This window comes from Marinomonas shanghaiensis, from assembly GCF_003259175.1.
GTDB lineage: Bacteria > Pseudomonadota > Gammaproteobacteria > Pseudomonadales > Marinomonadaceae > Marinomonas > Marinomonas shanghaiensis.
This window is the reverse complement of record NZ_QGOK01000020.1, coordinates 44588-70975: the sequence shown is the minus strand read 5'-3', so window position 1 is coordinate 70975 and position 26388 is coordinate 44588. Positions and strand designations below refer to the sequence as shown.

Annotated in this window: 25 protein-coding genes and 3 pseudogenes; 18 read left to right on the top strand and 10 right to left on the bottom strand. The window is 44.8% G+C overall.

Translation table 11 applies throughout. From position 1 onward, the window contains the following. The first annotated feature begins 305 nt into the window (after positions 1-305). The 3 genes and pseudogenes from DKT73_RS15805 (at position 306) to DKT73_RS20225 (ending at position 1956) form a co-directional block, all read left to right on the top strand. Positions 306-1277 (top strand): transposase, encoded by a 972-nt coding sequence (locus DKT73_RS15805; RefSeq protein ID WP_111639516.1) that lies wholly within the window; start codon positions 306-308, stop codon positions 1275-1277. Between the two features lie 196 nt (positions 1278-1473). Then, positions 1474-1683 (top strand): annotated as a pseudogene (locus tag DKT73_RS20330) (antibiotic biosynthesis monooxygenase family protein); the annotation flags it as partial. Positions 1684-1803: 120 nt separating this feature from the next. Further along, entirely contained in the window at positions 1804-1956 is a 153-nt protein-coding gene (locus tag DKT73_RS20225; RefSeq protein ID WP_198666643.1) for a hypothetical protein, read from the top strand. 118 nt (positions 1957-2074) lie between these two features. On the opposite strand, the gene gloA is transcribed toward DKT73_RS20225, so the two are convergent. The 4 genes and pseudogenes from gloA to DKT73_RS20505 all read right to left on the bottom strand — a co-directional run. Continuing rightward, a complete protein-coding gene (gloA, locus tag DKT73_RS15795) occupies positions 2075-2599 on the bottom strand; it encodes a lactoylglutathione lyase (protein ID WP_111639515.1) in 525 nt (174 codons plus the stop codon). Positions 2600-2689: 90 nt separating this feature from the next. Further along, positions 2690-3646: a ribonuclease Z gene (locus DKT73_RS15790; RefSeq protein ID WP_111639514.1), complete on the bottom strand. Its 957-nt coding sequence runs from the start codon at positions 3644-3646 to the stop codon at positions 2690-2692. Positions 3647-3859: 213 nt separating this feature from the next. Next, a pseudogene (locus tag DKT73_RS20510) lies at positions 3860-4297 on the bottom strand (methyl-accepting chemotaxis protein); the annotation flags it as partial. Positions 4298-4402: 105 nt separating this feature from the next. Next, a pseudogene (locus DKT73_RS20505) lies at positions 4403-5173 on the bottom strand (PAS domain-containing protein); the annotation flags it as partial. A 497-nt stretch (positions 5174-5670) separates the two neighbouring features. Here DKT73_RS20505 and DKT73_RS15780 point away from each other — a divergent pair. Then, positions 5671-5910, top strand: a complete 240-nt coding sequence (locus tag DKT73_RS15780) for a DUF6429 family protein (protein ID WP_111639547.1) — start codon at positions 5671-5673, stop codon at positions 5908-5910. A gap of 64 nt (positions 5911-5974) precedes the next feature. Here DKT73_RS15780 and DKT73_RS15775 read toward each other — a convergent pair whose 3' ends face one another. Continuing rightward, entirely contained in the window at positions 5975-6412 is a 438-nt protein-coding gene (locus DKT73_RS15775; RefSeq protein WP_111639512.1) for a DUF3010 family protein, read from the bottom strand. A gap of 332 nt (positions 6413-6744) precedes the next feature. On the opposite strand from DKT73_RS15775, the gene DKT73_RS15770 reads away from it, so the two are divergent. Then, on the top strand, positions 6745-7983 hold the full coding sequence (locus tag DKT73_RS15770) for a pyridoxal-phosphate-dependent aminotransferase family protein (RefSeq protein WP_111639511.1): 1239 nt from the start codon (positions 6745-6747) through the stop codon (positions 7981-7983). A gap of 53 nt (positions 7984-8036) precedes the next feature. On the opposite strand, the gene yddG is transcribed toward DKT73_RS15770, so the two are convergent. Next, complete coding sequence (gene yddG, locus DKT73_RS15765; protein ID WP_111639510.1) at positions 8037-8972, bottom strand: aromatic amino acid exporter YddG; 936 nt, start codon at positions 8970-8972, stop codon at positions 8037-8039. 254 nt (positions 8973-9226) lie between these two features. Here yddG and DKT73_RS15760 point away from each other — a divergent pair, with 254 nt between their 5' ends. The 6 genes from DKT73_RS15760 to DKT73_RS15735 all read left to right on the top strand — a co-directional run bounded on the left by DKT73_RS15760 (position 9227) and on the right by DKT73_RS15735 (position 15625). After that, positions 9227-10219 carry a Bug family tripartite tricarboxylate transporter substrate binding protein gene (locus DKT73_RS15760; protein ID WP_111639509.1) on the top strand — a complete coding sequence of 331 codons (993 nt, stop codon included), beginning with the start codon at positions 9227-9229 and terminating at the stop codon, positions 10217-10219. A gap of 99 nt (positions 10220-10318) precedes the next feature. Then, entirely contained in the window at positions 10319-10759 is a 441-nt protein-coding gene (locus tag DKT73_RS15755) for a tripartite tricarboxylate transporter TctB family protein (protein WP_111639508.1), read from the top strand. Between the two features lies 1 nt (position 10760). Continuing rightward, positions 10761-12281: a tripartite tricarboxylate transporter permease gene (locus DKT73_RS15750; RefSeq protein ID WP_111639507.1), complete on the top strand. Its 1521-nt coding sequence runs from the start codon at positions 10761-10763 to the stop codon at positions 12279-12281. Between the two features lie 158 nt (positions 12282-12439). Beyond that, the gene (locus DKT73_RS15745) at positions 12440-13123 is read left to right on the top strand and encodes a response regulator transcription factor (protein ID WP_111639506.1); all 684 of its coding nucleotides are present in this window, start codon (positions 12440-12442) and stop codon (positions 13121-13123) included. Further along, on the top strand, positions 13086-14564 hold the full coding sequence (locus DKT73_RS15740) for a sensor histidine kinase (protein WP_111639505.1): 1479 nt from the start codon (positions 13086-13088) through the stop codon (positions 14562-14564). The genes DKT73_RS15745 and DKT73_RS15740 overlap by 38 nt, the downstream gene beginning before the upstream one ends. Continuing rightward, entirely contained in the window at positions 14561-15625 is a 1065-nt protein-coding gene (locus DKT73_RS15735; protein ID WP_111639504.1) for an ABC transporter substrate-binding protein, read from the top strand. Before DKT73_RS15740 ends, DKT73_RS15735 begins: the two co-directional genes overlap by 4 nt. Here the strand turns inward: DKT73_RS15735 and DKT73_RS15730 are convergent. Then, a complete protein-coding gene (locus DKT73_RS15730; RefSeq protein WP_111639503.1) occupies positions 15622-16350 on the bottom strand; it encodes a helix-turn-helix domain-containing protein in 729 nt (242 codons plus the stop codon). The two genes, DKT73_RS15735 and DKT73_RS15730, sit on opposite strands and share 4 nt — an antisense overlap. Before the next feature lie 138 nt (positions 16351-16488). Between DKT73_RS15730 and DKT73_RS15725 the strand changes: the two genes are divergently transcribed. From DKT73_RS15725 to DKT73_RS15715, 3 genes are read left to right on the top strand one after another with little or no spacing between them, the layout of a single operon-like run. Beyond that, a complete protein-coding gene (locus DKT73_RS15725; RefSeq protein WP_111639502.1) occupies positions 16489-17112 on the top strand; it encodes a methylamine utilization protein in 624 nt (207 codons plus the stop codon). Between the two features lie 45 nt (positions 17113-17157). Next, a complete protein-coding gene (locus tag DKT73_RS15720) occupies positions 17158-18030 on the top strand; it encodes a DUF3034 family protein (protein WP_111639501.1) in 873 nt (290 codons plus the stop codon). Continuing rightward, entirely contained in the window at positions 18024-18455 is a 432-nt protein-coding gene (locus DKT73_RS15715; RefSeq protein WP_111639500.1) for a group I truncated hemoglobin, read from the top strand. The genes DKT73_RS15720 and DKT73_RS15715 overlap by 7 nt, the downstream gene beginning before the upstream one ends. A gap of 204 nt (positions 18456-18659) precedes the next feature. Here DKT73_RS15715 and DKT73_RS15710 read toward each other — a convergent pair whose 3' ends face one another. Then, positions 18660-20141, bottom strand: a complete 1482-nt coding sequence (locus DKT73_RS15710; RefSeq protein ID WP_111639499.1) for a RimK family ATP-grasp domain-containing protein — start codon at positions 20139-20141, stop codon at positions 18660-18662. A gap of 316 nt (positions 20142-20457) precedes the next feature. Here DKT73_RS15710 and DKT73_RS15705 point away from each other — a divergent pair, with 316 nt between their 5' ends. Next, on the top strand, positions 20458-21597 hold the full coding sequence (locus DKT73_RS15705) for a GNAT family N-acetyltransferase/peptidase C39 family protein (protein ID WP_111639498.1): 1140 nt from the start codon (positions 20458-20460) through the stop codon (positions 21595-21597). A gap of 184 nt (positions 21598-21781) precedes the next feature. After that, entirely contained in the window at positions 21782-22870 is a 1089-nt protein-coding gene (locus tag DKT73_RS15700) for a threonine aldolase family protein (protein ID WP_111639497.1), read from the top strand. Here DKT73_RS15700 and DKT73_RS15695 read toward each other — a convergent pair. Next, positions 22853-23674 (bottom strand): AraC family transcriptional regulator, encoded by an 822-nt coding sequence (locus DKT73_RS15695; protein WP_111639496.1) that lies wholly within the window; start codon positions 23672-23674, stop codon positions 22853-22855. The genes DKT73_RS15700 and DKT73_RS15695 overlap by 18 nt on opposite strands. Before the next feature lie 185 nt (positions 23675-23859). Between DKT73_RS15695 and DKT73_RS15690 the strand changes: the two genes are divergently transcribed. After that, complete coding sequence (locus DKT73_RS15690) at positions 23860-24798, top strand: SPFH domain-containing protein (RefSeq protein ID WP_111639495.1); 939 nt, start codon at positions 23860-23862, stop codon at positions 24796-24798. After that, positions 24798-25262 carry an NfeD family protein gene (locus DKT73_RS15685; RefSeq protein ID WP_232827902.1) on the top strand — a complete coding sequence of 155 codons (465 nt, stop codon included), beginning with the start codon at positions 24798-24800 and terminating at the stop codon, positions 25260-25262. Before DKT73_RS15690 ends, DKT73_RS15685 begins: the two co-directional genes overlap by 1 nt. Positions 25263-25355: 93 nt before the next feature. Here DKT73_RS15685 and DKT73_RS15680 read toward each other — a convergent pair whose 3' ends face one another. Continuing rightward, the gene (locus DKT73_RS15680) at positions 25356-26207 is read right to left on the bottom strand and encodes a universal stress protein (RefSeq protein WP_111639493.1); all 852 of its coding nucleotides are present in this window, start codon (positions 26205-26207) and stop codon (positions 25356-25358) included. Between the last annotated feature and the right edge of the window lie 181 nt (positions 26208-26388).

The following is a 26388-nucleotide window of genomic DNA, read 5'->3' as shown; positions in this document are numbered from 1 at the left end:
GCATGAACTTGCACTAAAGCATTCTGACAAAACCAAGTTTTTTGCAGTTTCGTTTTTCTTCTTCTTAGTATGTTTCTTTTATATTGCAGGCAGCAGTACGAGTCAGCAGTTGAGCTTAACCGGAGTATTCGGTTTGCTGTTTGCGACTAACAAGACACCCACACTAACTTGACGATTTCCTTCTATGCTGTATATTGAGACTAACAAGATATATTGAGACTAACAAGACACCCACACAAACTTGACGATTTCTTTCTATGCTGTATATTTAACCAGTATATTTCTTATGGAAGAGAGGTTTCGTCATGCCAAGGGCAAGAAGTCAGCAAATTAGTTTACAAGATACGCCTTACTATCACTGTGTTTCACGCTGTGTTCGTAGGGCGTTTTTGTGTGGCGAAGATCCTGTCTCTGGTGAAAGCTTTGAGCACCGCCGTGGCTGGGTTGAAAAGCGTTTGTTATTTTTAGCCAGTGTCTTTGCTATCGATGTTTGTGCGTATGCGGTAATGAGTAATCATCTGCATGTTGTGTTGCATATCAATGCAGAAAAAGCCGCGAAGTGGTCTACATTAGAGGTTTTGCAAAGATGGCATAAGTTACATAAAGGCACCTTTTTTACTCAGCAGTTCGTGCGAGGTGAGTCATTGCCTGATTATGCTATGACGTTGGTGGAATCCTCGGCCGAAACCTTTAGAAATCGGCTTACGGATATTAGTTGGTTCATGAGAGAACTGAATGAGCCTATTGCTCGCCAAGCGAATTTTGAAGACAATTGCACAGGAAGGTTCTGGGAAGGGCGCTTCAAATCTCAAGCGTTGCTTGATGATTCTGCGCTAGCGGCTTGTATGGCCTACGTTGATCTTAACCCACTGAGAGCAAAAATAAGCCAAACACCCGAAACCTCTGGGTTCACCAGTGTTAAAAAACGCGTCGCCGCTGCAAGGCATCAAAAGCAACCAAAATTGCTTTATCCATTTGTTGGTAACCCTAGAGAAAATATGCCAGATGGTCTACCTTTTGAATTATCAGATTACCTTGAATTGGTTGATATGACTGGGCGGATCATCCGAGAAGATAAACGTGGCGCAATAGATGCTTCACTGTTACCGATTCTTCAACGACTCAATATATCCTCAGAAAACTGGCTCTGTATCGCGACAGAATTTGGCGCAAGAACCGGTGCCGTGGTTGGTGCTGAACAATCTATTGCTCATTACTGTGATTCAAACAAACTAAATAGAAAACCAAGATCCAGTCATAACCGACTACTCGCCTAGCTTCATTCCACCATTCATCGTCTTTATTTACTAATCATGTATTAGTAAATTCACTCGCCTAAAAATCTAATAACCAGCCTGTTTACCAATTAATTAGCTATTAACGAATCGATAAAAGATGAATTTTCATATAAATTCTTTCTGTGAAGAAGATGGTTTTGTATGATTATTTAACGTGGGTGTCTTAGTAAGCTTCGAGCTCGCTTCAAAGCAGCCGGGCTTTTTGGGTGTAGAGTCTGCACGCGAGGACGTTGGTATTACCGTCTCATATTGGTCTGATCTTGAATCTATAAAGCGTTGGAAGACGAATGCGGAGCATGAAGAAGCTCAACGATTAGGGCATGAGAAATGGTATTCATCTTTCAAAACTCGCATATCGAAGGTAGAGCGTGACTACGGTTTTTAATAGGTAATGAAGATAATAGAACAGAGGGTGATTTTTCATTTGACGCGAAATTCTATCTTCTATGCCCTTGCTGAGTTAAAATACCGACTCAGTTCGTACTTCACTACATGAGATTTATAAATGACCGTATTTGATACCAAAGTGGAAGAGTTGATCGCTAAGCATCCTCACCTAACCAAGGATGAAGCCATCAAGATCGTCACTGAGAAAAATAACCGCAAGAAACAGAAAAGAAACGAAAGATCAAATAAAGGCAGCGTGAAAAAAGGCTAGTAACACTTTGTCAGTACGTGGTTTTTGCGTGGTTTCTTAGTACCGCCTTGGCGAAATTGAACAGCAGAAAAAGGCCCCTTTGTCAGTTCACACAAAGGGGCCTTTTGCTTTGTGTCGCTTAATTTGCCATACGGCTGGCATCGAATATTTCAATCCAATAGCCGTCGGGGTCTTTAATGAAGGCAATGTTATTCATTTTGCCATCGCTTAGTTTTTTCTGGAATGGCACACCTAAAGCTTCAAAACGCTGGCATGCGCCTTCTAGATCGGGGACATGAAAACCAATGTGACCAAAACCACGAGGGTCGCTGTTACCATTGTGGTATTGCGTATTGTCTGGGGTATCGCCCCAGTTATGGGTCAGTTCTAACATGGCTGGGCGGCCAAAGGTTTGCGCTGTTCGCTCTGACTCATTGTTACTGATATCAGAAAAATCTTCACCGTGAGTCAGAAAGTACAAACTGAATTTCATGTCTGGAAAATCGAGTTTTTTTAATAGCGTCATCCCCATCACTCGGGTATAAAAATCGAGCGTGCGCACAGGATCGGCAATGCGTAACATGGTTTGGTTGAACACAAAGCCATTTGTTGCGGGGTCTTTTTCTTCACACAGGCCTTCGGCTTGATCAAAATGACGACTCATAGTGGTACTCCCTTGTAGTCATGAATGAATAGTTTAGGAGTTGGGGACTGGATGAGAAATTCCAACCCCTTTATGACGTTGATGAGTGTGTTACCGTTTTGTCAATTCATGGCTTTTGTTTAGCTGATATTCGTCAAGGTCGTTAGCGAGAAACAGATTGCCTGAATAATGTGCTTTTGCTTCATGATAAATGTCTGCGATGGAAGGGGATACGTTCGGGTTAGCTTGGTAGCGAGGGCTAAAATGCGTTAGCACTAAGTTTGGGATCTTGGCTTGCTCGGCAAAGGTGGCTACCCGTTCGGCATCACTGTGGCCGTAGCTGTTACCCGTTTTTGTAACGATGTCTTTGGTATAGGTGGCTTCATGAACCAGCACACTGGCGCCATGACTTAGTTGAGACAAGCGTTCAGGTTGGTCGTTGTCGCCTGCAATAATGATTTTTTGCGGGTTTTTATCGCATAGCAAATAGTCTTCACACTGGATTTGCTTGCCGTTGAGTTCGACATTTTCTCTTTTTTGTAACTGTCCCCAGAGCGGACCTTTGGGGATGTTATCTCGCTTCAGCTTGTCTATATCCAAACGCGGGTTGATGTCTTTCTCGGTAAAACAGTAGGCATAAGAGGGGACTCTGTGAGATAGGACCGCGGTTTCCACACGCACCTTTCTGAACTCGACAGACGGCAGGTCATCGGTCGAGATGAACTCAATGTCAAAGGGCAGATATAATTGTGTATGTTGCTGGGTGGCGTCGATCCATTCTTTCACACCACTTGGTGCCATAATTTGCAATGGCTCCTTGCGCCCATTCATGGCGGCACTTGCGAGTAGACCTGGCAAACCATAACAATGATCACCATGAATGTGGGTGATAAAGATGGCTCGTAAGGCGTTGATCGACAAATTGGTATGAAGGATTTGATGCTGGGTGCCTTCGCCACAATCGATAAGATACCAGCCGCTGCCTCTTTCTTCACGCACGGCGATGCCAGTGACATTGCGGGTTTTAGTGGGAACGCCTGACGAGGTTCCAAGAAAGACAATATTCATTTTTTACCTTAATACATAAAAGACAGGTGGCGTGTGTCTAAGCCTAATGTCTTCAAGGTAGATATTAGGGTCAGATACAACATTCACTCTGACTCCATCTAGCATCCACATCAAGGGCTAGAAAAAAGACTTACACTCAGGCCTTATCATTGGAATCAGATGAAAGTAGTGCTTTTTCATCTGATTCTAACATCGCTTAATTTTCAGTGTCTTCTATTGCAATTCTTTGGCAAAGCGACCTACAGCTTGCACTACTTGTTTGGCTCCTTCTTGGATTTCTACAATCACGGTGCCTGATTGATTCGCCAGTTCTAGGCCTTGTTCTGCTTTTTCTTGGGAGTTGAGCATTTGACGCATGACGTCATCTGAGAGTCCTTGGTTTTTCTTTACCACGCCCACTATTTCTTCAGTGGCTGAACTGGTGCGGGCCGCTAGTTTTCGCACTTCATCGGCTACCACGGCGAATCCTCGACCTTGTTCACCTGCTCTGGCCGCCTCAATGGCGGCGTTTAGGGCCAGCAAGTTTGTCTGCTCTGCAATGCCTCCTATGGTTTGCACTATGGCGTTGATTTGTAGTGACTGTTTACCCAGTGCTTCAATACTTTCGGTCGCTGTCTGCATTTGCGCGGCTATCTGCTGCATGGTTTCGACTGTCTGCTGTACGACCGTTGCGCCTTTTTTGGCACTTATGTCCGTTTGTTGTGAAACGTCGTAGGCCACGCTTGCGCCTTCTCTTACCTGGGTCTCGCGTGCTACTTGGTCAGTGATAACACTGGCAAACTTCACTACTTTGCTGAGGTTGCCTTCGGCATCATAGACGGGGTTATAGGTGGCTTCTAGCCACACTTCGTCGCCCTTGCTGTCTATCCGTTTGAAACGGTCTGCCACATAAGCGCCGTTGTTGAGCTTTTTCCAGAAGTCTGCGTATTCAGGGGAGGCACTTTCTTCTGTGGTGCAAAACGTTCGATGATGTTGACCGACGAGTTGATCTAAACGGTATCCCATGGCTTGCTGAAACTGTTTGTTGGCTGTGATCACAGTGCCATCAAGATTGAATTGTATAACCGCGGTGGAGCGGATCAGCGCGTTAATGAAAGATTCGCTTTCTTTCGCGCTTACTATTTCTTCTGTGACGTCGCGGCCATAGCCCTTTACGAAGGAGAGTGTGCGGTCTTCTCCTCGTACTGGAATCCATTGGACATTTATCCAAGCTAGGGAGCCGTCTGCACGGAAGTAGCGGTAGTCGTCACTGACCGGCTCGAACTTAGCCATGGCTTCATTGAAGTTCCGAAAACAAGGCAGTTTAGAAACATAAGACGGCACAATCTCTGACAGTAACTTTCCTACCAGTTGCTCTTGTTTAAAATCGAGCGCATCCGCAAAGCTTTTGTTAACAGCGGAGATACGAAAGTCGGCATCCAGGGTAATGCAAAGCATACCTCGATCCATCTGATCCGCGAGTTGGCGAAGAACCGCTAATTCCTTAAGCTGTGCTTCGTGTTCTTTTTTGAGATGGCGATTAAACATTAAAACACTCCAATGACACTCAATAATAAGCAGGCTGAACGGGATATTGAGTATTTATTTAAATAGTTAAGGTGTAAACAAGTGCTTTTACGCTGTAAAGGCATGGCTTGGTTCTCGCGTTATTCTCTCTGTTTGAAAAATAATAAGAATGCCATCGATAGCAACACCATGTTCCACTTAGCTTTTTGCTCTAAAGGTTAAATTTACGTAATCAAAACAACAAAGTGTGACATGACGATCACAAGAAAGCGACGGCTAAGTTTGGGCATGGCAGTATTAACAAGCCACCCACCTTTAGAACGCCGTCATATCAAGGGATTGGCTTTTTAATGCGAGTACCTTAACTCAATTGCCCCACGTTCGATTATTTGAAGAACGATCTCACGGGTCGGTATCGTATTGTTACTATGACAACTCGCTGTGTTCTGTCTCTGGTCAGGAGCTTGAAGGGCGTGTTAAGCTGGTTTTTGACCATTATATTGAATAAGGAAGCCACTGTGGACATAGATGAAGACAAAATCGATGACGCTGCGCTTGCGCTTTTCTACCTTACTTTGCACGATAATTTTGGCCACGCTTGGAAGCAAGTTGATTGGAGTATAACCAATAGATTGCATGAGAAAGGTTATATTTATAATCCAGTTGGTAAGTCAAAATCAGTGATGTTAACCGAGGAAGGGCTGGCGAAATCAGAAGCGTTGTTTAAAGCGCTTTTTACGAAGGACGCCGGAAAATGAAATAGGGCGTAGACAAAAAACGGACACCTGATCGGGTCCGTTTTTTTATTCTGATACTGATGACTTATGCCTCTGGAATGTGCTCAGACAAGGCTGTGTAGGCCACAGTGAAGGCGCCTTCCTGGAATGCACGCAAGCCCGTTGCTTTGAATGGAATGGGCATCGGGTTATGTTGTAAAATCTCTTTCACTTTGGCACCGCTGAATAAATCCACTTGAACGGTGTCAATCAATTGAATCGCCGCTTCAATTTTAAAGCCAATCGCGCCGCCAGCGAATTTGCCTTTGGTTGGGCGCTCACGAATAACGACTCGTTTTACTTTGTAGTCTTCAAACAGTTTCTTCAGTGCAAACTGAAATTTGCGCACGCTTTCGCTGTCGTTTGGGTTGTTCAATGTGTGTCGAGTTTGGCGGCAATCCGGAATTTGAAAGAGTCCGTCCTGTTTAGACATAAGGCAAAGGATGACTTCGCTGCCTTTGATTTCGATACCACAAGTAATCATAACGTTATCCTGAATAGGGAATTTCGCGCATTATCGCATACTTTATTCCCATCTAGCAGAGTAAAAAATACTGCTTGTTGAAATGGAAACACGTCAGATCTAAGGTGAAAGTGAAGGCTTGTGGTTTATTACACTCTTTTCATTTTGCCGTCTCTTATTTTTACAATGAATAATGTACTATTTCAAAATATTATTTTGTTAAATTCATTTTATCGACATTTTCTACTGTAAAAGCGTAAAAACAGGATTTTTACTCTAGAGGTGTTTTTTTCAACTTGGACCGTTTTTTAACTTCAAGCGGTTTTTACTTTTAACTAATAGGGCTGCATAAAATGACTGCTTCCTCGCCAATGGGCATTCCTCGTCCCCAGGTGAAATCTTTAGATGAAATTCTTCCTCACGAACCTTTGTTGATGATGGGCGCGGGCCCTGTTCCTATTCCTGAGCGTGTTGCCAAGGCCAATTCTGTGGTGATAAACCACCTTGGTAGTGTGATGGCGCAGGTGATTGGGCAAGTTAAGTCAATGGCGCGTTATGTGTTTCAAACAGAGTCTAAATGGGTGCTTGGTGTAGCAGGGCCAGCGTCAGCAGCGATGGAAATGGCGGTGGCGAATTTATTGCAACCGGGCGAACGAATTCTTTGCATTAACAATGGCTTTTTTAGTCATCGCATGGCGGAAATGGCGACGCGTATTGGTGCGGATGTGCATGAATTGCATGTTGGTGCCCATGAAGCGGCGGACCCTGAGCGTGTTCGAAAAGCCATTGAAGAGACACGTCCAAAAGTATTGACCTTGGTGCAAGGTGAAACATCGAATACGGTGTTTAACCATTCCCTAGAAGAGATTACGAAGATTGCCAAATCTTACGGTTGTTTAGTGGTGGTGGATGCGGTCTGTACATTGAGTACCATGCCATTGAAAATGGATGCATGGCAGGTGGACGTAGTGATTACGGGGGGACAAAAAGGGTTGTCTTCTATTCCAGGGGTGTCGCTGTTGGTGTTCTCTAATGAGGCATGGGCGGCGGTGAAAAGTCGTACTAAGCCAACGGCTCAATGGTGCTTTGATGCGCAGCTTGCTGAGAATTTTTGGCACAATGACGGCTATCATTATACGGCGCCTGTGTCTGGCATCATGGCTCTGCATGAAGCCTTGAAGTTGGTATGTGATGAAACATTAGAGCATCGTTTTTCGCGTCATTTGCGTTGTTCTAAAGCCTTGCAAGCCGGTATTGAAGGTATGGGATTGGCGTTGTTTATTCCGCCGTCATCACGCTTGAATTCGGTGGTAGGGATTAATATTCCTGAGGGCTTAACCGCCCCCAAAATTTGTCGACACATATCAGAGATGTATCGCGTTGAAATCGCAGGCTCTTTTGGTCAACCTATTGTGCGCATTGGACAAATGGGTGAGCAGTGTCGCGAGCATAATCTGTTTCGTACTTTGCACGCGTTAGGTAGTACCATGCGTGATTTGGGGGTGAGAGTCGATCAACCCAACGGTATGGCGGAAATGGAAGCTTATTTGCAAAAAATTCCGCGTAACGCTTATCAGGTGCAAGTGGCTTAATTAACAATAGCGTAACCATAAAAGGCGCTTATTTATGCTAAGCGCCTTTTTGATCAGATGCCTTTGGCTTTTTGTTTCGGAGCCAAGGGCATTTTTTTGTTTGGCATTAGGCTGGCAAACAAGGCACCTGAGGTAATGAATAGGCAGGCGATGATTTGTCCTGTGGTGAGTTGTGCTTCGGTAAAAAGCCCAAGCCACGCGGTGGATAGGGCGGGTGCGGTATAAGACAAGACGCCAAGCAAGGATAGGTTGCCCTTTTTCACGCCAAAGTCCCAACAAAAAAACGCGATGCCAACCGGTCCAAAGCCAAGACCTAAAATGGCAATCCATGTGCTGGCGGGAAACGTGGTAGATGACGCCCATTCTTGGGCTTCCAACATAAGATGTGACACGCCCGCCAGCAGCGTGGTGATGAGGCAATACCAGAGTACGGCGCTGGAAGGAACGCTCTGAAAGCGTCGATTTGCCACCGAATAGCTTGACCAAATGAAAGCACAAGCGAATGCCGCTGCGTATCCTGTCCAATGGTAACGAGTGTCACTGTCTATTGTTACGACCTGTGCTTTTGATTGCAGCATGATGCCAGTACCAATAAAGGCAACCACGGCGCCAACCAAGTGTGTCCAAGATAATGCACTGCCCTTGCTCATGCCGGCCATTAAGACGATCAATAAAGGCCATAAATAGGCGATAAGTCCCGCTTCGACTGGTGGTGCGTTTTGGAAGGCATAAAAATAGCAAAGATGATAAAAGTAAAAGCCCAATCCCCCCATGATAATCGCGCTTTTTGGGGTGTGTTGCCATGATGCTTTAAGTTCGCCTTTCAATAGATACACAATAAAGAAGAGTAAGCTGGCGACACCAAATGTTAGTGTGAGCAATAACAGCGGCGGCACCAAATTGGCTTGCGTGGTGAAAAGGGCAAGGCTGCTCCATAACAATATAGCGATGCTGCCAATAAGAGTGGCTTGTGGATTGTGTGCGGTCATCTTGTTGTTTCCTAAAACCTGTCCTAGTCTAAATAAACAACAGATTACCGTGTCTGGTTGTTAAAAACATTGTCAAAAATACGCAATGTGTTTTGGCAAAAATGCGTTTTTTACCATAATTCTGTCAGAAATATGGTTTCTGACAGGGTGGTGACAGGTTTGACAGGTAATGTTTGTTCATCGAGTTTTCTAAAATAAGCGTTTCAGAAACTCGAATAGCTAACAACAAAAAAAATAACAAGCAGGAGATAACCATGCTTAATACCCTTTCTTTGAAGTCTATTCTTATTTCTGGTGCTGTCGCACTGACCATCGCAGGACAAGCTCACGCTTATGAACCCGCTCGTAGTGCGGAATGTATTGCTCCAGCAAACCCTGGTGGTGGTTGGGATTTTACTTGCCGTAGTGTGGGTCGAGTATTGGTTGACCAAGGATACTTTAAAGGCAATGTTCAAACCGTCAACATGACCGGTGCTGGTGGTGGTGTGGCTTACGCGCACACAATCAGTAAACGTGACAAAGACGATAACCTAATTGTTGCTGCTAGTACGGCGACAACCACACGCCTTGCTCAAGGCCAGTTCCCAGGTATGGATTCCAAACAAGTTAAATGGATTGGAACCTTGGGTGCAGACTACGGCATCATTGCAGTAGGCAAAGATTCAAAATACACCACCTTGACTCAATTGTTAGATGCGTTGAAAAGCGATCCAACGTCTGTGAAGTTTGCCGGTGGTAGTGCGTCTGGTGGTTGGGACCATTTAAAAGTTTTGATGACTGCGCAAAAAGCCAACGTGGGCGATCTGCCTAAAGTACGTTATTTGGCTTTCAGCGGTGGTTCTGAAGCTTTAGTTCAAGTGGTTGGCGGACACGTTGATGCTTTCACTGGTGATATTTCTGAAGTGAAAGGCTTCATGGATTCTGGTGACTTGCGTGTTCTAGCGGTGCTTTCTGAAGAGCGTCTACCTGAACCATTTGCTGCGATTCCAACCGCGATGGAACAAGGTGTTGATTCTGTTGCACCAAACTGGCGTGGTTTTTATATGCCAGGCAATTCTAGTGCAGAATCCTACGATTGGTGGGTTAAAACCATGGACGAGCTTTACAAAACAGACGAATGGAAAGACATCATGGTGAAAAATGGTGTGATGCCGTTCCACAAATCTGGTGAAGAGTTCACGCAATTCGTTAACAACCAAATTCTAGACATCCAAATCTTATCTAAAGACATCGGTTTGATTAAATAATTTTTGAACCGCTATTTGGAGGGGTATTTGTTTTGATGCAGTGCCCCTCCTGTTTTTACTTGTTACTCACCCTTTGATTTACTGACACGGAGCAGAGACATGCGTATTAACGATCGTGTGTTTGGCATGCTGATGCTGATACTTGCCGTTGCTTACGGCTGGGAAGCGACGCAATTCCCCATTCCTTTTGGTGGACACGAAAGTGTCGGACCTGAAACCTTTCCTATTATGCTATCAATCATTTTAGGCATTAGTTCTATTTACATGATTGTTCGTCCTGATCCGGATGAGAAATGGGCGCCAGCTGCTATGTTGATTGAACTTAGTGTCGTGGTGCTTGCCATGCTTGCTTTTGCATGGGCGATTGAACCAATTGGTTTTATGCCAGCCGCCGCTATTGTGGTGAGTTTTTTAAGCTGGCGTATGGGGGCAAGTATAACAAAGAGTATTATCACTGGTGTGACAAGCTCCGTGTTTATCTTTTTCCTTTTCAATACTGTGCTAGAACTAGCACTGCCTCTAGGTCTATTGGAGTTTTAATATGGATACTATGAGCTTATTAATGCAAGGCTTTGCTGTCGCATTAACGCCAGAAAGTATTATGTTTGCGATCATTGGTGCCATTTTAGGTACGTTGATCGGTGCTTTACCAGGTCTTGGTCCTGCTAACGGTGTCGCAATTTTGATTCCTTTGGCATTTAGTTTAGGTTTGTCTGCTACTTCTTCTCTTATTTTGTTGACGTCTGTGTATGCCGGTGCCATGTATGGTGGTCGTATATCGTCTATTCTATTGAATATTCCAGGCGACGAGCCTGCTATGATGACCTGTTTAGATGGTTATCCAATGGCAGTAAAAGGAAAGGCTGCTGAAGCATTAGCGATTTCTGCCATTGCCTCTTTCATTGGTAGTTTTATTGCGACAATTGGTTTGGTTATTTTGGCACCCATCTTGGCGAAATTCGCTCTTCGATTCGGGCCTTCTGAATACTTCGCTTTGTTCGCGTTGGCGTTTGCGACTTTGGGCGGTATTACCGGTAAAAACCAATTTAAAACCCTGATGGCGGCAGCGATTGGTTTGATGATTGCGACCGTGGGTATCGATATATCAACGGGAGTGCAGCGCTTTACGTTTGGTACATTGGAATTGTTTGAAGGCGTTGATTTCATTATTGCGATCGTGGGTTTGTTTGCGATCAGTGAGTTGTTGTTTTTCTTGGAGCGTCACGCGGGTGATGGTCTTAAGCAAGTGGCGGTTAATAAATTAAAGCTTACCGCAAAAGACATTATCCAAGTCTTGCCTGCTTCTTTCAGGGGCGCGGTGTTAGGCTTTGTTGCGGGTGTTTTGCCTGGCGCGGGTGCATCTTTGGGTAGCTTTATGAGCTATACCTTGGAAAAACGTTTCTCAGACAAAGGCGAATTCGGTAAGGGTGATCCACGTGGTGTGGCGGCGCCTGAAGCGGGTAACAACGGTGCGGCATCCGGTGCGCTTGTGCCTATGTTGACCCTTGGTGTGCCTGGTAGTGGTACAACAGCGGTGCTGTTGGCGATGTTGATCTCGTTGAACATCTCTCCTGGTCCTATGTTGTTCCAGCAAAACCCAGATCTTGTTTGGGGCGTTATCGCTGCCATGTTTGTTGGTAACTTTGTGCTCTTGTTGCTCAACATTCCAATGGTCGGTATTTTCGTTAAATTGTTGAGTATTCCACCTAAGTATTTGATGCCGATTGTAACTTTGATCGCTTCTGTAGGGATTTATTCGGTTAGTCACAGCGCCTTGGATCTGTACTTCATGGTCGGCTTTGGTGTGTTGGGCTATATTCTTCGTAAAGTGGATATTCCGTTAGTACCTATTATTTTAGGCATGTTGCTTGGGCCTGAAATGGAAAGTAGTCTTCGTCATGCTTTGGTACTTTCTGATGGTGATTGGACCATTTTGTTCAACAGTGGATTGAGTATTGGTCTTTGGACTGTTGCCTTGCTTGGTTTGATTTTGCCTATCATTGTTGGCCCTTTAGTTCGGGCTAAAATGGCAAGAGCAAAAGCGTCTGAAAAGGACGACTAAGTCGGCATATTATTCGGTACTATTGTCTGCGCTAAGCGGTTACTATTAATACGCAAAAATGGAATTCGAACAGTTTAGGCTGTTCGAATTTTTTGCTTTTTATTATTTAAGATTTTTAATATTTTATAAAAAAATAATAACGATATGGCTGACGTGTTATGCGAATTTTAGTGGTAGAAGATACTCAGGTTCTAGGGCAAGCGATCTGTGAACGATTAACGAGCTTAGGACATGGCGTGGATTTGATGGGCGACGGCAAAAAAGCCGATGAGCTGCTGAGGTATCAATCGGTTGATTTGATTTTACTAGACCTGAATTTACCCGGTTTGTCTGGTTTGCAGTTGCTGCAGAAATTGCGTCAGCGTGATGACGACACCCCTGTTCTTATTTTAACGGCTCGAGATCAGATAGAGGATCGCATCCGTCTTTTGGATGAGGGCGCAGACGACTACCTTACTAAACCTTTTGATTTTGGCGAGCTTGAAGCCCGTTGTCGTGCCTTGCTGCGCCGCAAACAAGGCTATGCGGCGAATGTGACCGAGCATGGCAATATTGTGGTAAACAGGGACAGCCGACAGGTGTTTATTGAGGGGGAGCTGACTGCGATTACCAACCGAGAGTTTCGATTACTGGAAATATTTCTTGGGCACTTGGGGCGAGTGCTCAGCAAAGATGAAATTACCGATCATTTATTTAATTTCAATGAAACCCCAGGTCCTAATGCGATTGAGCTGTACGTTGGGCGTTTGCGAAAAAAAATGATCAAAGGGGATTTAGTCATTAACACCCTAAGAGGCATTGGTTATGTGGCAGAAATCGCTCGACCACCAAAACCTCAGTGAAGAAGAGGAAAAACGGGCATTAGCTAATGCGCCTTCTTTGCGTTTTCGTTTTATTTTAGCCGGTGTTCTGGTCATCGGTATTATTGCAGGTTTGGCGATTAATTTGATTTTCGATTACAGTCAAAAGCTTGCGGATTTGTCTTATGATCGTCTGTTGCGCAGTGCTTTGCTGCAGATAGACGAGAATGTCAGTTTGATTCGTAATGAAGTTAGTATCGACATTCCTTGGTCGGCCTTTGCGACATTGGCTCAGGCTGATGAAGATCGTGTCTTTTACAAGGTGGAAAGTTTAGAACAGGGCTTTATAACGGGTTATCAAGATCTAAACAGTACGCCACCTAAGCCTCCTGTGTTAGATCAAATACAGTTTTATAATCAAGAGTATTCGGGAGAGTTAGTACGATTTGCGTGGTTAGAGCGCAGTTTGACAGATCCTGAAACGTCACAAACCGTCCGTATTGTATTGGGGCAAACTCGATTATCACGGGAAGCCATGTCGACCGCGGTGACGCAGCGTGCGGTGGAAGTGGTTGTGTTTATTGCTTTGGTCGCGCTTACTCTGATTGCCATTGGTAGTCATTTAGTGCTCCAGCCTTTGCATCGTATCGAAAGGGCATTAGAAGAGAGAGCCATGGGTGATCTAACGCCCTTAGACATCAATACGCCAAAAGAAACGCATCACCTTAAAGTGGCAATTAATCACTTTATGGCCCGCTTGCAGACTAACTTAGAACAACTGGAAAATTATACCGCTGATGCGGCTCATCAATTGCGTACCCCTTTGGCCAGTTTAAAGGCTTTGGCTGAAAATGCGCGAGACAATACCTCGGGTGACAGTGCGTCACCACAAGCGCAGCAGCAAGCGTTGGAAAATATTGTTAAGCAGTGCGACGCGTTGAGCCAAACGGTGACCTTGTTGCTTAATCAGGCCGTTGTTTCTCATCGTCTACAGACTCATCGATTGGAGCCCACTAGTTTACTGGAACCCATTCGGGCCTCGTGTCGTGCTCAGGCAGTAACCGCATTGCATCAAGGGGTTCAGCTTTCCCTCGATTGTGATTTGAGTGACGCGGTTGTGTTAGGGGACAGTTTTTCGATTCAGCAAATGATGCAAAACCTTATTGAGAATGCTGTGCGTTACAGCTCATTGGGCATGAACAATGCGACGGAGGTAATTGTACAAGTGAGTGCCTTTGAGCGTTTTTATCGAATCAAGGTCATTGACTATGGTAATGGTATTCCTGATATAGAAAAATCGCGTGTGTTTGAGCGTTTTTATCGTGGCCGTTATGATATTGCGGGCAGTGGGGTGGGGCTGGCGATGGTGAAAGATATCGTTGATCATCATTCGGCTAGAATCGAGATCTTGGATACGTATCCCAAAGGAACGACCTTTCAGGTGGATTTTGCCAAATTTATTTTTAATGAGGATACCGTATGAGATCCGCTGTAGTTTTTCTTTTTTCTGCCTTATCCATGATGCCTTTTAAGCTCTGGGCGGCTGAGCCTGTATGGTTTGGGAATGCGAACGCGCCAAGGGTCTTGGCAATTGATTCTGCGATGGATTTGGCCTCGTTTGAGCCTATTTTGAAGGCTTTTGTTGCGCTTCATCCAGATGTGCGAGTGGTGTATCGTGATGTGAATACGCTGGAGTTGTATTACTTAATCATTCAAGAACAGAAGCATCCTGTTGCGAGTTTGGCGATTAGTAGTGCCATGGATCTGCATTTGAAACTGGTCAATGACGGTTATGCGCAGACTTATCAGTCTGATTTTACAGATAATTTGCCGGATAATTTTAAGTGGCGTAATCAGTTGTTCGCTTTTTCGATTGAGCCGATTGTGATGCTGGTCAACAAGGAGGCTTTTCCTGGCGATTTGCCTGACGATAGACAATCACTCTTGCAGACGATTCGACAAAATGAAAAAACCATGACGAAACGAATCGGTACTTACGATATTCGTGAGAGTGGCGTAGGTTATTTGCTGGCCAGTCAAGATGCTCGTCAGGCGGATGTGACCTGGGGGCGATTGTTGGAAGCGTTTGGCAGTCATGATGTGCAAACTTACTGTTGTACACACGATATTATTGACGATGTGGCTTCCGGTAAATTGGTACTGGGTTATAACTTGCTTGGTTCGTACGCGTCACAACGCGCGCGTGACGATAGCCGATTAAAAATGATTCTTCCAAAAGACTATACATTGATGCTGATGCGTGCGGCTTTGATTCCAAAAGGCGCGCCTAATGCAGCCGACGCGGGTGTTTTTTTAGATTTTCTTTTATCTGATCAAGCCCAAAAAATGATGCAGAACCAAGGTTTATTATTCCCCATTCGTCCGGATATGAATAATGCGAATGACCCATACGTGGTGAGTGCCCCTGGGCCAACAGGGGTGATCGAGCTAGATCAGCAGTTGTTGGTAGGGCGGGACTACGCTAAGCAAAAACGTTTTATTCGCAACTGGGAAATGGCGCTGGAAATCAGCTCAGAAGATTAGTGTTTCTCGTCTTGGTGGCTTTTTCTTATGTGTCCTGGTGTGGTGTTGAAGTGTTTTGTAAACAGGCGAACAAGGCTGCTGGCGTCGTTTATTCCCACTTTCTGCGCAATATAGTCTAAGCTTCTATTACTTGAGGTTAGCCATCGTTTGGCCTCTGTCAGGCGGCGCTGCTGAAGGTATTGCTTGGGTGTCATGCCAAGATGGCGTTTGAACAAAACGCTGAGTTGGCTGGGACTTAAATGCACTTCTGAGGCCAGTTCGGCCAAACTCCATGATTCTTGAAAGGCGTGGTCGAGTCGTTGTTTTGCTTTGGCTAAACGCGCGTCGGCTTGGACGATTTTTTCTTGCGGGATGGGCAATAAGTGTTCCAGCAAGTTAAGCGCCTGATGTGTTTTAAGTGGGTTGGTTTCGCCAGTTAAGCTGGATAAAAAAGGCAGGTAGGCTTGAGCTTGATCGCTTAGTTTGACAAAAACCGATGCGCTTTCAAGCTGGTGGTCCCAAATTGGTAGAGCATTTAACACCAAGCACTGGTTGTTTTCTCGGGCTAGGTGAGTGTGAGCAAGATGTGTTGAGATAAGACAGGCTTGGCCGAATTCAACCGCTTGTTGTTGATTATCAACATCGAGGACGAGTCGGCCTGAAAGCGGTAGCACTATTTGTGTGTGATGATGCGCATGAGCATGAGCGGTATCTTGGTAGGTGATTACTTCTATTAGATCACGCATCTTTTGTTCCTTGTAAGCCACTTTTACTTGAATAGTGAATAATATTACAGAAAGTATAATGATCTGCTAAATACTTTAAGATAAAAATAGTAAGAGCTAAACGAATAAACTCAAAGGCGATGGCCCTAAGGGAAAAAAATGCGTTACCTACTTGTGTTGCTGTTTTGCTGTTTTTTGCCCAGTGCTTGGGCTGATATGACCTTGAGTATTGTTGATCAAGATAATCTGCCTGTTGCAGACGCGGTGGTGACGGTTTCCAAAAACGTTGTGGGCACACCGAGCTCGGTCGCTGTTATGGATCAGGTTGATGAATCCTTCGTACCACGCGTGATTGTGGTGCAAAAAGGCCAATATGTTAGTTTTCCTAACAGTGATGATATTCGTCATCACGTTTACAGTTTTTCAGAGCCTAAGACCTTTGAAATTAAGTTATATAAGGGTACTGACGTTGCCCCAATTTTGTTTGATAACCCCGGTCTTGTTGTGCTCGGTTGCAACATACACGATGACATGATTGGCTACATTATCGTGGCGGATAATACGCTTACCTTGAAAACGGATAAAAATGGCCAAGTTCGTTTGCCAGTAAAACAAGGTGATAAGGTGTCGTTGTGGACTGAAAGGTCGATTGATGGTGTGAATGCACTGGAGTCTATTGATATTACGAGCGACATAGAGCAAACCGTAACATTAGAGCTACTGCCGCCCATTGAGGTAACAGACCATAGTTCGCATAAAGGGTTTGGCAAGAAAAAATGGTAAAACGACGTTTTTGTCTACACTTTCTCGATATAAAAGTAGGAATAAATGCGCGGAAAACACATTAAAACAGTGATGGTAGGTGGCATTTTTTTGTGTGCTACTCCTATTATGGCAGCAGAGGGTAAGTTGCTTGCTACTGCAGGGCTTTCGCAATTAGAAGGCAGCGGTGGTGGTGGCCTTGTGCCTTGGGCAACGCTTGCTGGATACGATAGTCGTGATGAAACAGCAGCGTCGTTATTTATCACGGATGTTAATGTGACGGATTATCGACTGACGTCGATGGGCGTGGCGACGAGTTTGTATGACAGAGTTGAATTGAGTTATACCCAGCAAACTTTTGTTCTACCAGCATCTTTAGTGACAGGGCTTAGTCTTGATTCAGAAGAGATTAAGCAAGATGTTATCGGTGTCAAAGTGCGTCTATATGGTGATGCGGTTTATTCTCTTTACCCTCAGGTCAGTGTCGGCTTGCAACATAAGCAATTAGATAACGACTTCGTTGCTTCTTATCTTGGAGCAAAAGACGACAGCGGTACGGACTTTTATGTTGCCGCGACTAAGGTGCATTTAGGGGCCGTTGCGGGTTACAACCTTGTTTGGAACTTGACTGCTCGTGCTACCAAAGCAAATGAAATGGGGTTGTTGGGCTACGGTGGGCCTGATAACAGCGGTTACCAAGTGATGATGGAAGGCAGTATCGGTTTATTGCTTTCACCTAATTGGGTCGTGGGCATGGAGTATCGCCAAAAACCAAGTAACCTTTCTAGTGTTGAAGAAGACGATTGGAAAGATGTATTTGTCAGTTACATGCCCAACAAAAATGTTAACTTCACGGCGGCTTATGCGGATTTGGGTACGGTTGCTACGCAGAAAAATCAAAAAGGCGTTTATTTATCTATGACGGGGTATTTATGGTAAACCATCTAAAAACCGCACTTCTGATGATGAGTGTATTGCTGGTTGCTTGCGCGACACCAACGAAAACGCCGATCAGTTTATACGATGAAATAGGTGGACAGCCAACCATCGAAGCCATTACCGATAATTTCATTGACGAAATTAGCTTTAATAAAGACATCTATCGTTATTTTGAAAAAACCAATATCACACGCTTTCGAGAGAAATTCATCGAGCATTTGTGTGTCGATACGGGAGGCCCCTGTACTTACACTGGCGATACCATGCTGAAAGTCCATCAGGGACAGAAGATTACTGAAACTGACTTTAATTTGACCGTTGATTTATTGGTTAATGCAATGAAAAAAGCGGGTTTAACTTATGCTCAGCAAAATCGAGTATTGAAGGTGCTTGCGCCGATGCGTGGTGAGATGTTGTATAAGTAATCGAGGTTTTAAAACAGACATTATTCAGTAATGGATAGTGTAATTTGTATATAGGTCTGGGAAGACGAGTTATTGAACGAATTGGATTTCTCCTGCTTTTTTCGGCTGAATGGTTTCCAAAGAAGAGAATAACCCCTCCCCTTGGAAGACATAAGGGGAAGGGACTAAACAAAAAAGGCGACTGCGAGTCACCTTTTGGTTTTTCTAGTAAGTGGGTTGGTCACCACGCTTGACCTGCATGCGGCGTAAGAATTCCGACATGATTTGCATGTAGAGTTCGTCACCTATGTATTTGTCTTCTACGCCACGGTCGATGCTTGGGTTATCGTTGACTTCTATAACGTAGCCTCGTCCGTTGATTTCTTTTACGTCTACGCCATATAAGCCTTCACCAATTGGTTTGGTGGCGGCAATCGCGGCTTGTAATACACGGCGTGGCACTTCAAAGGTAGGCAAGGTATCAAAGCCACCACTTTGGCTTTTACTGCCTGTGTGTTGGTAGATTTGCCAGTGATTTTTCACCATATAGTAACGGCAGGCAAAAATCGGTTTGTTGTTCAATATGCCGATACGCCAGTCAAATTCCGTGTACAGATACTCTTGTACCAATAGCAAAGACGATTTTTTAAACAGAGTATTTAGGCTCTCGGTTAAAGCGTCGCGATTTTCTGCTTTAATCACGCCTTTAGAAAATGCGCCGTCAGGTATTTTTACGACCATCGGGTAGCTGATTACGGCTTCTAATGCGTCTTCTACGTTGCTTTCACCTTTATGAACGATACGTGTTTTTGGGCAAGGCACTTTGTGGGTGTTAAACAAATCGGCTAAGTAGACTTTATTGGTACAGCGCATGATGGATTGTGGATCGTCCATTACGACCAAACCCAAGCCTTCGGCCTTTTTCGCAAAGCGATAGGTATGGTGGTCAATGTTCGTAGTTTCACGAATAAACAAGCCATCGTATTCCGGTAGACGCATGATGTCTTTCGGGCCAATAAGGTCGACATGAATGCCAAGTTGCTTGCCCGCTTGGATAAACTTTTTAATAGCCTGGTCGTCGCTGGGTGGCATGGCTTCTTCAGGGTTGACCAAAATAGCCATATCAAATTTAGCGGCACGTTGGATGCGGCCTTTGCTCCATACTTTGTTGCTGAACGCTTCGAGTGACTCTGCGAAGAGTGTTTCTTCTGCGTCGGTTAGTTTGCTCTGTGACGTAGAGAATAGGGCGGTGACTTGCCACTCTTTGCGGAATTTTAAGGTCACTTCGAGCACGGGGCTTGGGAAGCTTTCGAATAATTTGCGGGCAAACTCTTTCATCTCTGGATGAACGGTTTTACCAAAAACACAGTGGAATTTCATTTCCATAGGCGCTTCTGGTTTCGCGAGTTTTTTGGCTAGCAATGGCAGCCACTGTGAGATCTCAAGCTCATAAAGATCTTTTTTGCTTAGGTCATTCAGTACGCGCACAGATGGCATAACGTGATGACCACGGCTTTCTGCTAATAAAGAGCAGTAGTAGCCGTCTGATAAGTATTTGCTGTTTTTACAAAGATTGATGATTCGAGTGCGGCCTTGGCTTTTTGTTGCAGCCAAGTTGAGGTACTGAGTAAAGGTAATGACGCGGTCGCTGGGTAAAAAGGCTGACCAATCTTTGGCTTGATCAACAACAATGTACGTCTGTGACATTGGCTTTATTTTTCCTTATAAAATAGCGCGTTAGCGCGCTTATTCGCCTACTATTGAGGCGCTTTGGTGCTTTTAGACACCCTGATTTTGTGCGGATAGTGCGCTTGTTTTCCTGTATTAACAATAGACTAATATAAAAAAATAAAAAGTCTTTTTACTGAAAATTTGGTCTATCTTTTGCTATCTTTTAAATAGATTTCGCCCTAGAATGCGCGAAAATTTCTCTATTCTCTGGGTTCCTTGCTGTACTTTGCATGGATTTAACCGCTAACCAGTGGACGATTCTAATGGCTTTCTGCCCTTTTGAGGCGATGTAATGAGCACCAGCACTTCAGCACCTATTTATATACGTTTGGCCAGTTTAGATGACTTAAAGGCTTTGCTTGTTTTAGAGGGTAAGTCGTTTAGTGGGGATCGTTTGAGCCGTCGTAGTTTCCGTCATGCTATTACGAGCTCTGGCTCAGCTTTGTTTGTGGCTATGAGAGGGGAAGTTGAGTTACTGGGTTACGCTTTGTTGCATCTTCGCCAAGGAACGCGTTTAGCGCGCTTATATTCTCTTGCGGTATCCCCAGAAGCACGAGGCCTTGGGATTGGTAAATTGTTAATCCAAGCTTGTGAGAAAAAAGCAGTCAAAAAAGGCAAGATGCTGCTGCGTTTGGAAGTCAGTGATGTGAATCATAATGCCATCGCCTTGTATCAAAAAATGGGTTACAAGGAGTTTGGTCATTATGATGCTTATTATGAAGACCAAACGGATGCCATTCGTATGCAGAAGCGTTTGCGTCATGCGGGTGATGAACAAACGACACGAGCGATGCCTTGGCTAGCTCAAGGTACGCCATTTACTTGCGGTCCTGCTTCTTTGCAAATGGTGTTGTCTTCGATGCACCCAGATTACCAGGCAACGCCAAACGATGAATTGGAGATTTGGCGCGAAGCGACGACAATTTTTATGACCTCTGGTCACGGTGGCTGTCATCCTATGGGGTTGGCTTTGGCTGCGAAAAAACGCGGCTTGTTGGCGGATGTTTGGTTGAGCGAAGAAGGTCCTTTGTTTGTAGACAGTGTGCGCAATGAACTCAAGAAAACAGTGATCACTCGTGTACACGAAAATTTTGTCAATCAGTGCGAAGAGGAGAAGGTGCCCTTGCACTATACCGCCATGCCGTTGGCACAATTAATCGAAGCGTTCGATGAAGGTGCTTTGGCGATTATCCTGATTAGTACATATCGTATGGATGGTAAAAAATCTCCGCACTGGGTGGTGATGTCTGGTTACGACGAGCATTGTATTTTGGTGCATGACCCAGATTTGGACGATGATAAAAAATTACCTGATGATCCACCAAGCCCATTGGATTGTCAGTTTGTGCCGATTGCGCGAGATGAGTTTGAAAAGATGTCGCGCTTTGGGCAAAGTCGTTTGCAAGCGACTGTGGTGTTAAAAGCACAATAAATAACGGTTCTTTCTTTTCTATTTTCTGCTTTCGCGGTCGTCAATTCACGGCATCTTCTTCTCTTTGGGGGGAGGAAGGTGTCGTTTCGTTTTTTATTCTGCACAAAAATCCAAGCGCTCGTTTTTAAAGACTGTCATGATGTATTTCATTGATCTGAAATAATGTGATTTAAGGAGTTGTTTGATGAAGGTTGCGTTTACCAGTGACAATATTGCCGGTGCATCGGATTCTGTTTTCAAAGCCATGATGGAGGCCGCGCAAGGTGATGCCATGCCGTATGGAAATGATGACGGTACAGCGCAAGTCGCGCATAGGTTGTCGGAGTTGTTTGAGTGTGATGTGGATGTGTTTTTGGTGTCCACTGGTACGGCTGCGAATGTATTGAGCATCAGTGCCTTAACGCCACCTTGGGGCAGTGTGTTGTGTCACTCAGAAAGTCATTTGTTAAATGATGAATGCACAGCACCAGAGTTTTATACCAGTGGGGCACGTTTTGTCGGTATTGGTGGCGCAGACGCTAAGATGGATCCAACTCAGTTAAAAAAGTTAGTGAATCAGAAAATTGGTGATGTGCATTCTTGTCAGCCATCTGTGATCAGCTTGTCGCAAGTCACGGAAGTGGGCAGTGTGTATTCATTAGAAGAAATACGAGCCATCACCGATGTGGCGAAATCCGTTAATTTGCCCGTTCACATGGATGGGGCACGTTTTGCTAATGCTTTGCTCGCTTTAGATTGTACGCCAGCGGAAATGACCTGGAAGGCTGGTGTGGATATCGTATCTTTTGGCGCGACAAAAAATGGCGTGATGGCGGCTGAAGCCATTGTAATTTTTAAGTCCTCTCTAGAAGCGAAAGGTATTTCCAGCGAAAAAGTCGCGAAGGAGTTGGGTTATCGTCGTAAGCGTGGTGGGCATTTGCATTCGAAAATGCGTTTGTTGTCATCACAAATGATTGCGTATTTGACCGATGATTTGTGGCGTTCCAATGCGGCTCATGCTAATGCCATGATGACTTTGTTGCAAGACGGTCTGAGACGTGTTCCTGGTGTGAAAATCAATACGCCTGCTCAGGCCAACATGTTGTTTTGCACCTTGCCTGCTGGCATGGCGGAGTATTTGCTGAAAGAAGGTTTTGCCTTTTATGGTGGTCGTTGGGAAGAGGGCGTAATTCGTTTGGTTACCTCTTTCAGAACACCACAAGCAGGAGTGGAGGCGTTTATCGTCTCAGCACAGGCCTTTGCCGAGTTATCGTTGTCAGGAACGATAGCTTGACGGCGCAACACCAAAGGCTTGCTTAAAGGCTCGGTTAAAGTGGCTTTGGTCATAAAAACCGACATCGTTGGCGATGTCGGTGATTGCCGCATTCGGGTTGGCTAATTGCGCGCAAGCTCGTTCTAATCTTAGTCGCATTAGCCAAGCGTGCGGTGCGAGACCCGTTTGTTTTTGGAAGCGTCGGATAAATTGAAAACGCGTTAGTCCGCACAATTGAGCAAGGCTGTTGAGTGGTATTTTGCTGGATAGATTGGCTTCGCAATAATTTCTAATGTTTTGCATTTGTCGCTTTGTTAGGCCAACTATTTCTTCGGTCAGCGGTTTTTTCTCTGCTGCAAACAGCAGGTTTGAAAGCGCGTTGGTCCATAAAGTGTCTTTATGAAGCTGGCTGGCGTGTTGGCTCGGATCTAAAACTTGTGCTAGCTGTAAAAATGCACTGTTGTGTGTGGGCTGGTCAAGTATCGATGGTGCAAGCTGAAGATTGGTCTCTCGTTCTTGGCTGTCGAACAGGGCAGTTTGCATTAATTCTGCAGGAACTCGAAAGGTTTTTAAATGCCTCGTTGTGCGATTTCGACCAAAACCGTCATGAACTTCTCCCGGTGGCATCAGGCAAACTTCTCCAGGAACTAGGTCCAGTGTTCTGTGCTGAACTTTTTGATGTTGAGATCCTTGAGTCACGAGCCCTATGTGGTAGTCCAAATGGTAATGTGGTTGAAAATGAAACTCTGTGAGCGTTGCCGCACTGATGACTAAGCCTGGCAGCTCTTCAACATGTTGATAGTGAAAGGATTCCGTGCTCGACATCGTGCAAAGATCTCATGGTTTGTTTGGATAATTTGGTATTGTTGGTGACTTTTGTTCATCAACAGTGCTTACTATGGTAACGATAAACGTGTCGTTCGGCTTGTATTTTTGTGCGTGGTGATTTTTGCCATTGCCGCTAGAATATGAGTTGGTCGTGTTTTTTTAATGATTAAGGATGCATTGTTATGGAAGAGTTACTTGGCTATATATTGAGCGTGCAAACACTGGTGCTGGTACTGGTGGTTGTGTTGCTAAAGAATTCAATCAAGTTTGTGCCACAGAATCAGGCGTATGTTGTTGAGCGTTTTGGTAAATATCAATCCACGAAAGAAGCCGGGTTGAATTTCATCCTTCCCTTTATTGACCGCATCTCTGCCGATCGTACATTAAAGGAGCAAGCTGTTGATGTGCCTGAACAAAGCGCGATTACTAAGGACAATATTTCTTTGCGTGTGGACGGGGTGTTGTATTTCCGTGTTTTGGACCCTTACAAAGCGACATATGGTGTAGAAAATTATGTTTTTGCCGTGACTCAGTTAGCGCAAACGACCATGCGTTCTGAGTTAGGGAAAATGGAACTGGATAAAACCTTTGAAGAGCGTGATGTGCTTAACACCAATATTGTGGCGTCTATTAATAGCGCAGCAGGTCCTTGGGGTATTCAGGTATTGCGTTACGAAATCAAAGACATTGTGCCGCCACAGTCTGTAATGGAGGCGATGGAAGCACAAATGAAAGCCGAGCGTGTTAAGCGTGCGCAGATTTTGGAATCGGAAGGGGATCGTCAAGCGGCGATTAACCGTGCTGAAGGTCAAAAAGCGTCTGTGGTTTTGGCGGCAGAAGCGGATAAAGAAGAGCAAGTATTGCGCGCAGAAGGTGAGGCGAAAGCGATTGTGGCGGTGGCATCGGCTCAAGCCGAAGCATTGCGCCAAGTCGGTGAGGCGGCTGCGACCGAAGAAGGGCAAAAAGCCATTCAGCTTGATCTTGCAACGAAAGCCATTGAAGCCAAGCGTGCCATCGCTAAAGAGTCGTCTGTGGTATTGTTGCCTGATGGGGCGTCTGATGCCGCTGCGGTGGTCGCTCAGGCGATGACGATTATTCAAAAAATGTCAAAAGGAAATTAATGATGGATTTCTTTGCCAATAATCTAGCCCAAAGCTTATTTGTTATTGGTTTGATTCTTTTGGTTATTGAGGTAACCGTGTTGGGCTTTTCAACCTTTGTCTTGTTTTTTGTTGGCTTAGCGGCAATGGCAACGGGAGCCTTATTGTTTATGGGTATATTGCCCACTAACTTGTTGAATGCTCTGTCAAGCACTGCTGTACTGACTTTGCTTGCGGCGCTTTTGCTATGGCGTCCTTTGAAGCGCATGCAATCTCACGTGAGCACGAAAAAGGCGAGAAGTGAGTTTACGGATCATCAATTTGTGTTAAAAGAAGCCGTGTCGCCGACTCTGTCTCCCAAACATCATTATTCCGGTGTGGAATGGGCGCTGGTGAGTGAGGAGTATATTGAGGCTGGCACAAAGGTTGAAGTCATTGAAGCTGAAGTGGGTAAATTGCATATTAGAGCGATTTCCCCAAGCTAAGCCGCTTTACTTTTGTTGAAAAAAAGCCAAGTTGGTCATGCACCTCCTTGGCGTTTTTTTGTGTTTGAGACGACGTTAAGCCTTAGGGATGCCTTAACGAAGAATGAGTAAGGGTATATGGCTTTCGATAATCATTTTACTGGTGTTGCTACCAACAAAAAATTGTCTAAGCCTTGAATGCCCATAGGCTCCCATTGCCATCAGCTCTATTTCATTTTCATCTCTATATTGGGTCAATGTCGAATAAATCTTTCCTGGTATGATGGAAGCGGTGACATCAAAGCCTTCTTCTTCGAGAAGCTGTTTCGCTCCATCTAATTTATGTCGTCTTTCCGTAGTATCTTCTCCTGCCATTACTAAATGGCATGGTAATCCGATCAGTAACGGGCTTTGGGCGATTCGTGTGATGGCATTATCCGCTGCCTCTCTACCATCGTAGGCGATCATAAAGTTGTTGGGAGATTTGAATTTACCCACACTGATAAGAATGGGGCGTTTGGATGTTCTAGCCACGCGTTCTATGTGAGAGCCAATAGTATGGGCATCCATGGTGTGATGGCTGCCAAGACGTCCCACGACGATCAGTCGTGTTTCTTCTTCTAAATGCAGCAAGTTGTCGACCAGGTCCCCGTGACGTTGAAGTAATTCGAGTTGCTTCGCACCGGCTTTTTGAGCGAAGTCTTTCGCGTTTTCGAGTATCAATTGACCGTGTTCGAACGCTAACTTTGCGCGTTTCTCATCAAGAGCGATGAGTTCATCGAGTAAATGTTCTCGACTTCCCAAACCAATCGAGCCTGAAAGGTCGTCATCGGTTCTAACGGGTTCTTTTTCTAAAGAGTGTAATAAGATTAATGGTGCTCCCATTTGTCTTGCGGCCCAAACTGATGCCGTTGTGACGTATTCAGACAAAGAGGATCCATCAATGCAGGCGATTACGTTCATCATTGTCATACTCCCTATTGTTATTTTAGAGCCTCAATAAGACTTTGTTATTAGGATTTTCTCGACATGTTTAAGAGTAGTTGAAGAAATCTATTTCTTCCGCTTTTGATCAGAGGGGCGAAGAGTCTATCTTGTGTAATGAAAAAAATACCCTGACTGTACCAAGGTACAATAGCGACCTTGC

Coding starts and splice junctions, on each gene's coding strand:
- DKT73_RS15740 (WP_111639505.1), top strand. CDS start 13,086: ATGTGGCAGAAATCGCTCGACCACCAAAACCTCAGTGAAGAAGAGGAA.
- DKT73_RS15700 (WP_111639497.1), top strand. CDS start 21,782: ATGAAGGTTGCGTTTACCAGTGACAATATTGCCGGTGCATCGGATTCT.
- DKT73_RS15685 (WP_232827902.1), top strand. CDS start 24,798: ATGATGGATTTCTTTGCCAATAATCTAGCCCAAAGCTTATTTGTTATT.
- DKT73_RS20225 (WP_198666643.1), top strand. CDS start 1,804: ATGACCGTATTTGATACCAAAGTGGAAGAGTTGATCGCTAAGCATCCT.
- DKT73_RS15770 (WP_111639511.1), top strand. CDS start 6,745: ATGACTGCTTCCTCGCCAATGGGCATTCCTCGTCCCCAGGTGAAATCT.
- DKT73_RS15790 (WP_111639514.1), bottom strand. CDS start 3,646: ATGAATATTGTCTTTCTTGGAACCTCGTCAGGCGTTCCCACTAAAACC.
- DKT73_RS15730 (WP_111639503.1), bottom strand. CDS start 16,350: ATGCGTGATCTAATAGAAGTAATCACCTACCAAGATACCGCTCATGCT.
- DKT73_RS15715 (WP_111639500.1), top strand. CDS start 18,024: ATGGTAAACCATCTAAAAACCGCACTTCTGATGATGAGTGTATTGCTG.
- yddG (WP_111639510.1), bottom strand. CDS start 8,972: ATGACCGCACACAATCCACAAGCCACTCTTATTGGCAGCATCGCTATA.
- DKT73_RS15775 (WP_111639512.1), bottom strand. CDS start 6,412: ATGATTACTTGTGGTATCGAAATCAAAGGCAGCGAAGTCATCCTTTGC.
- DKT73_RS15805 (WP_111639516.1), top strand. CDS start 306: ATGCCAAGGGCAAGAAGTCAGCAAATTAGTTTACAAGATACGCCTTAC.
- DKT73_RS15755 (WP_111639508.1), top strand. CDS start 10,319: ATGCGTATTAACGATCGTGTGTTTGGCATGCTGATGCTGATACTTGCC.
- DKT73_RS15710 (WP_111639499.1), bottom strand. CDS start 20,141: ATGTCACAGACGTACATTGTTGTTGATCAAGCCAAAGATTGGTCAGCC.
- DKT73_RS15690 (WP_111639495.1), top strand. CDS start 23,860: ATGGAAGAGTTACTTGGCTATATATTGAGCGTGCAAACACTGGTGCTG.
- DKT73_RS15705 (WP_111639498.1), top strand. CDS start 20,458: ATGAGCACCAGCACTTCAGCACCTATTTATATACGTTTGGCCAGTTTA.
- gloA (WP_111639515.1), bottom strand. CDS start 2,599: ATGAGTCGTCATTTTGATCAAGCCGAAGGCCTGTGTGAAGAAAAAGAC.
- DKT73_RS15750 (WP_111639507.1), top strand. CDS start 10,761: ATGGATACTATGAGCTTATTAATGCAAGGCTTTGCTGTCGCATTAACG.
- DKT73_RS15735 (WP_111639504.1), top strand. CDS start 14,561: ATGAGATCCGCTGTAGTTTTTCTTTTTTCTGCCTTATCCATGATGCCT.
- DKT73_RS15745 (WP_111639506.1), top strand. CDS start 12,440: ATGCGAATTTTAGTGGTAGAAGATACTCAGGTTCTAGGGCAAGCGATC.
- DKT73_RS15725 (WP_111639502.1), top strand. CDS start 16,489: ATGCGTTACCTACTTGTGTTGCTGTTTTGCTGTTTTTTGCCCAGTGCT.
- DKT73_RS15720 (WP_111639501.1), top strand. CDS start 17,158: ATGCGCGGAAAACACATTAAAACAGTGATGGTAGGTGGCATTTTTTTG.
- DKT73_RS15695 (WP_111639496.1), bottom strand. CDS start 23,674: ATGTCGAGCACGGAATCCTTTCACTATCAACATGTTGAAGAGCTGCCA.
- DKT73_RS15680 (WP_111639493.1), bottom strand. CDS start 26,207: ATGATGAACGTAATCGCCTGCATTGATGGATCCTCTTTGTCTGAATAC.
- DKT73_RS15760 (WP_111639509.1), top strand. CDS start 9,227: ATGCTTAATACCCTTTCTTTGAAGTCTATTCTTATTTCTGGTGCTGTC.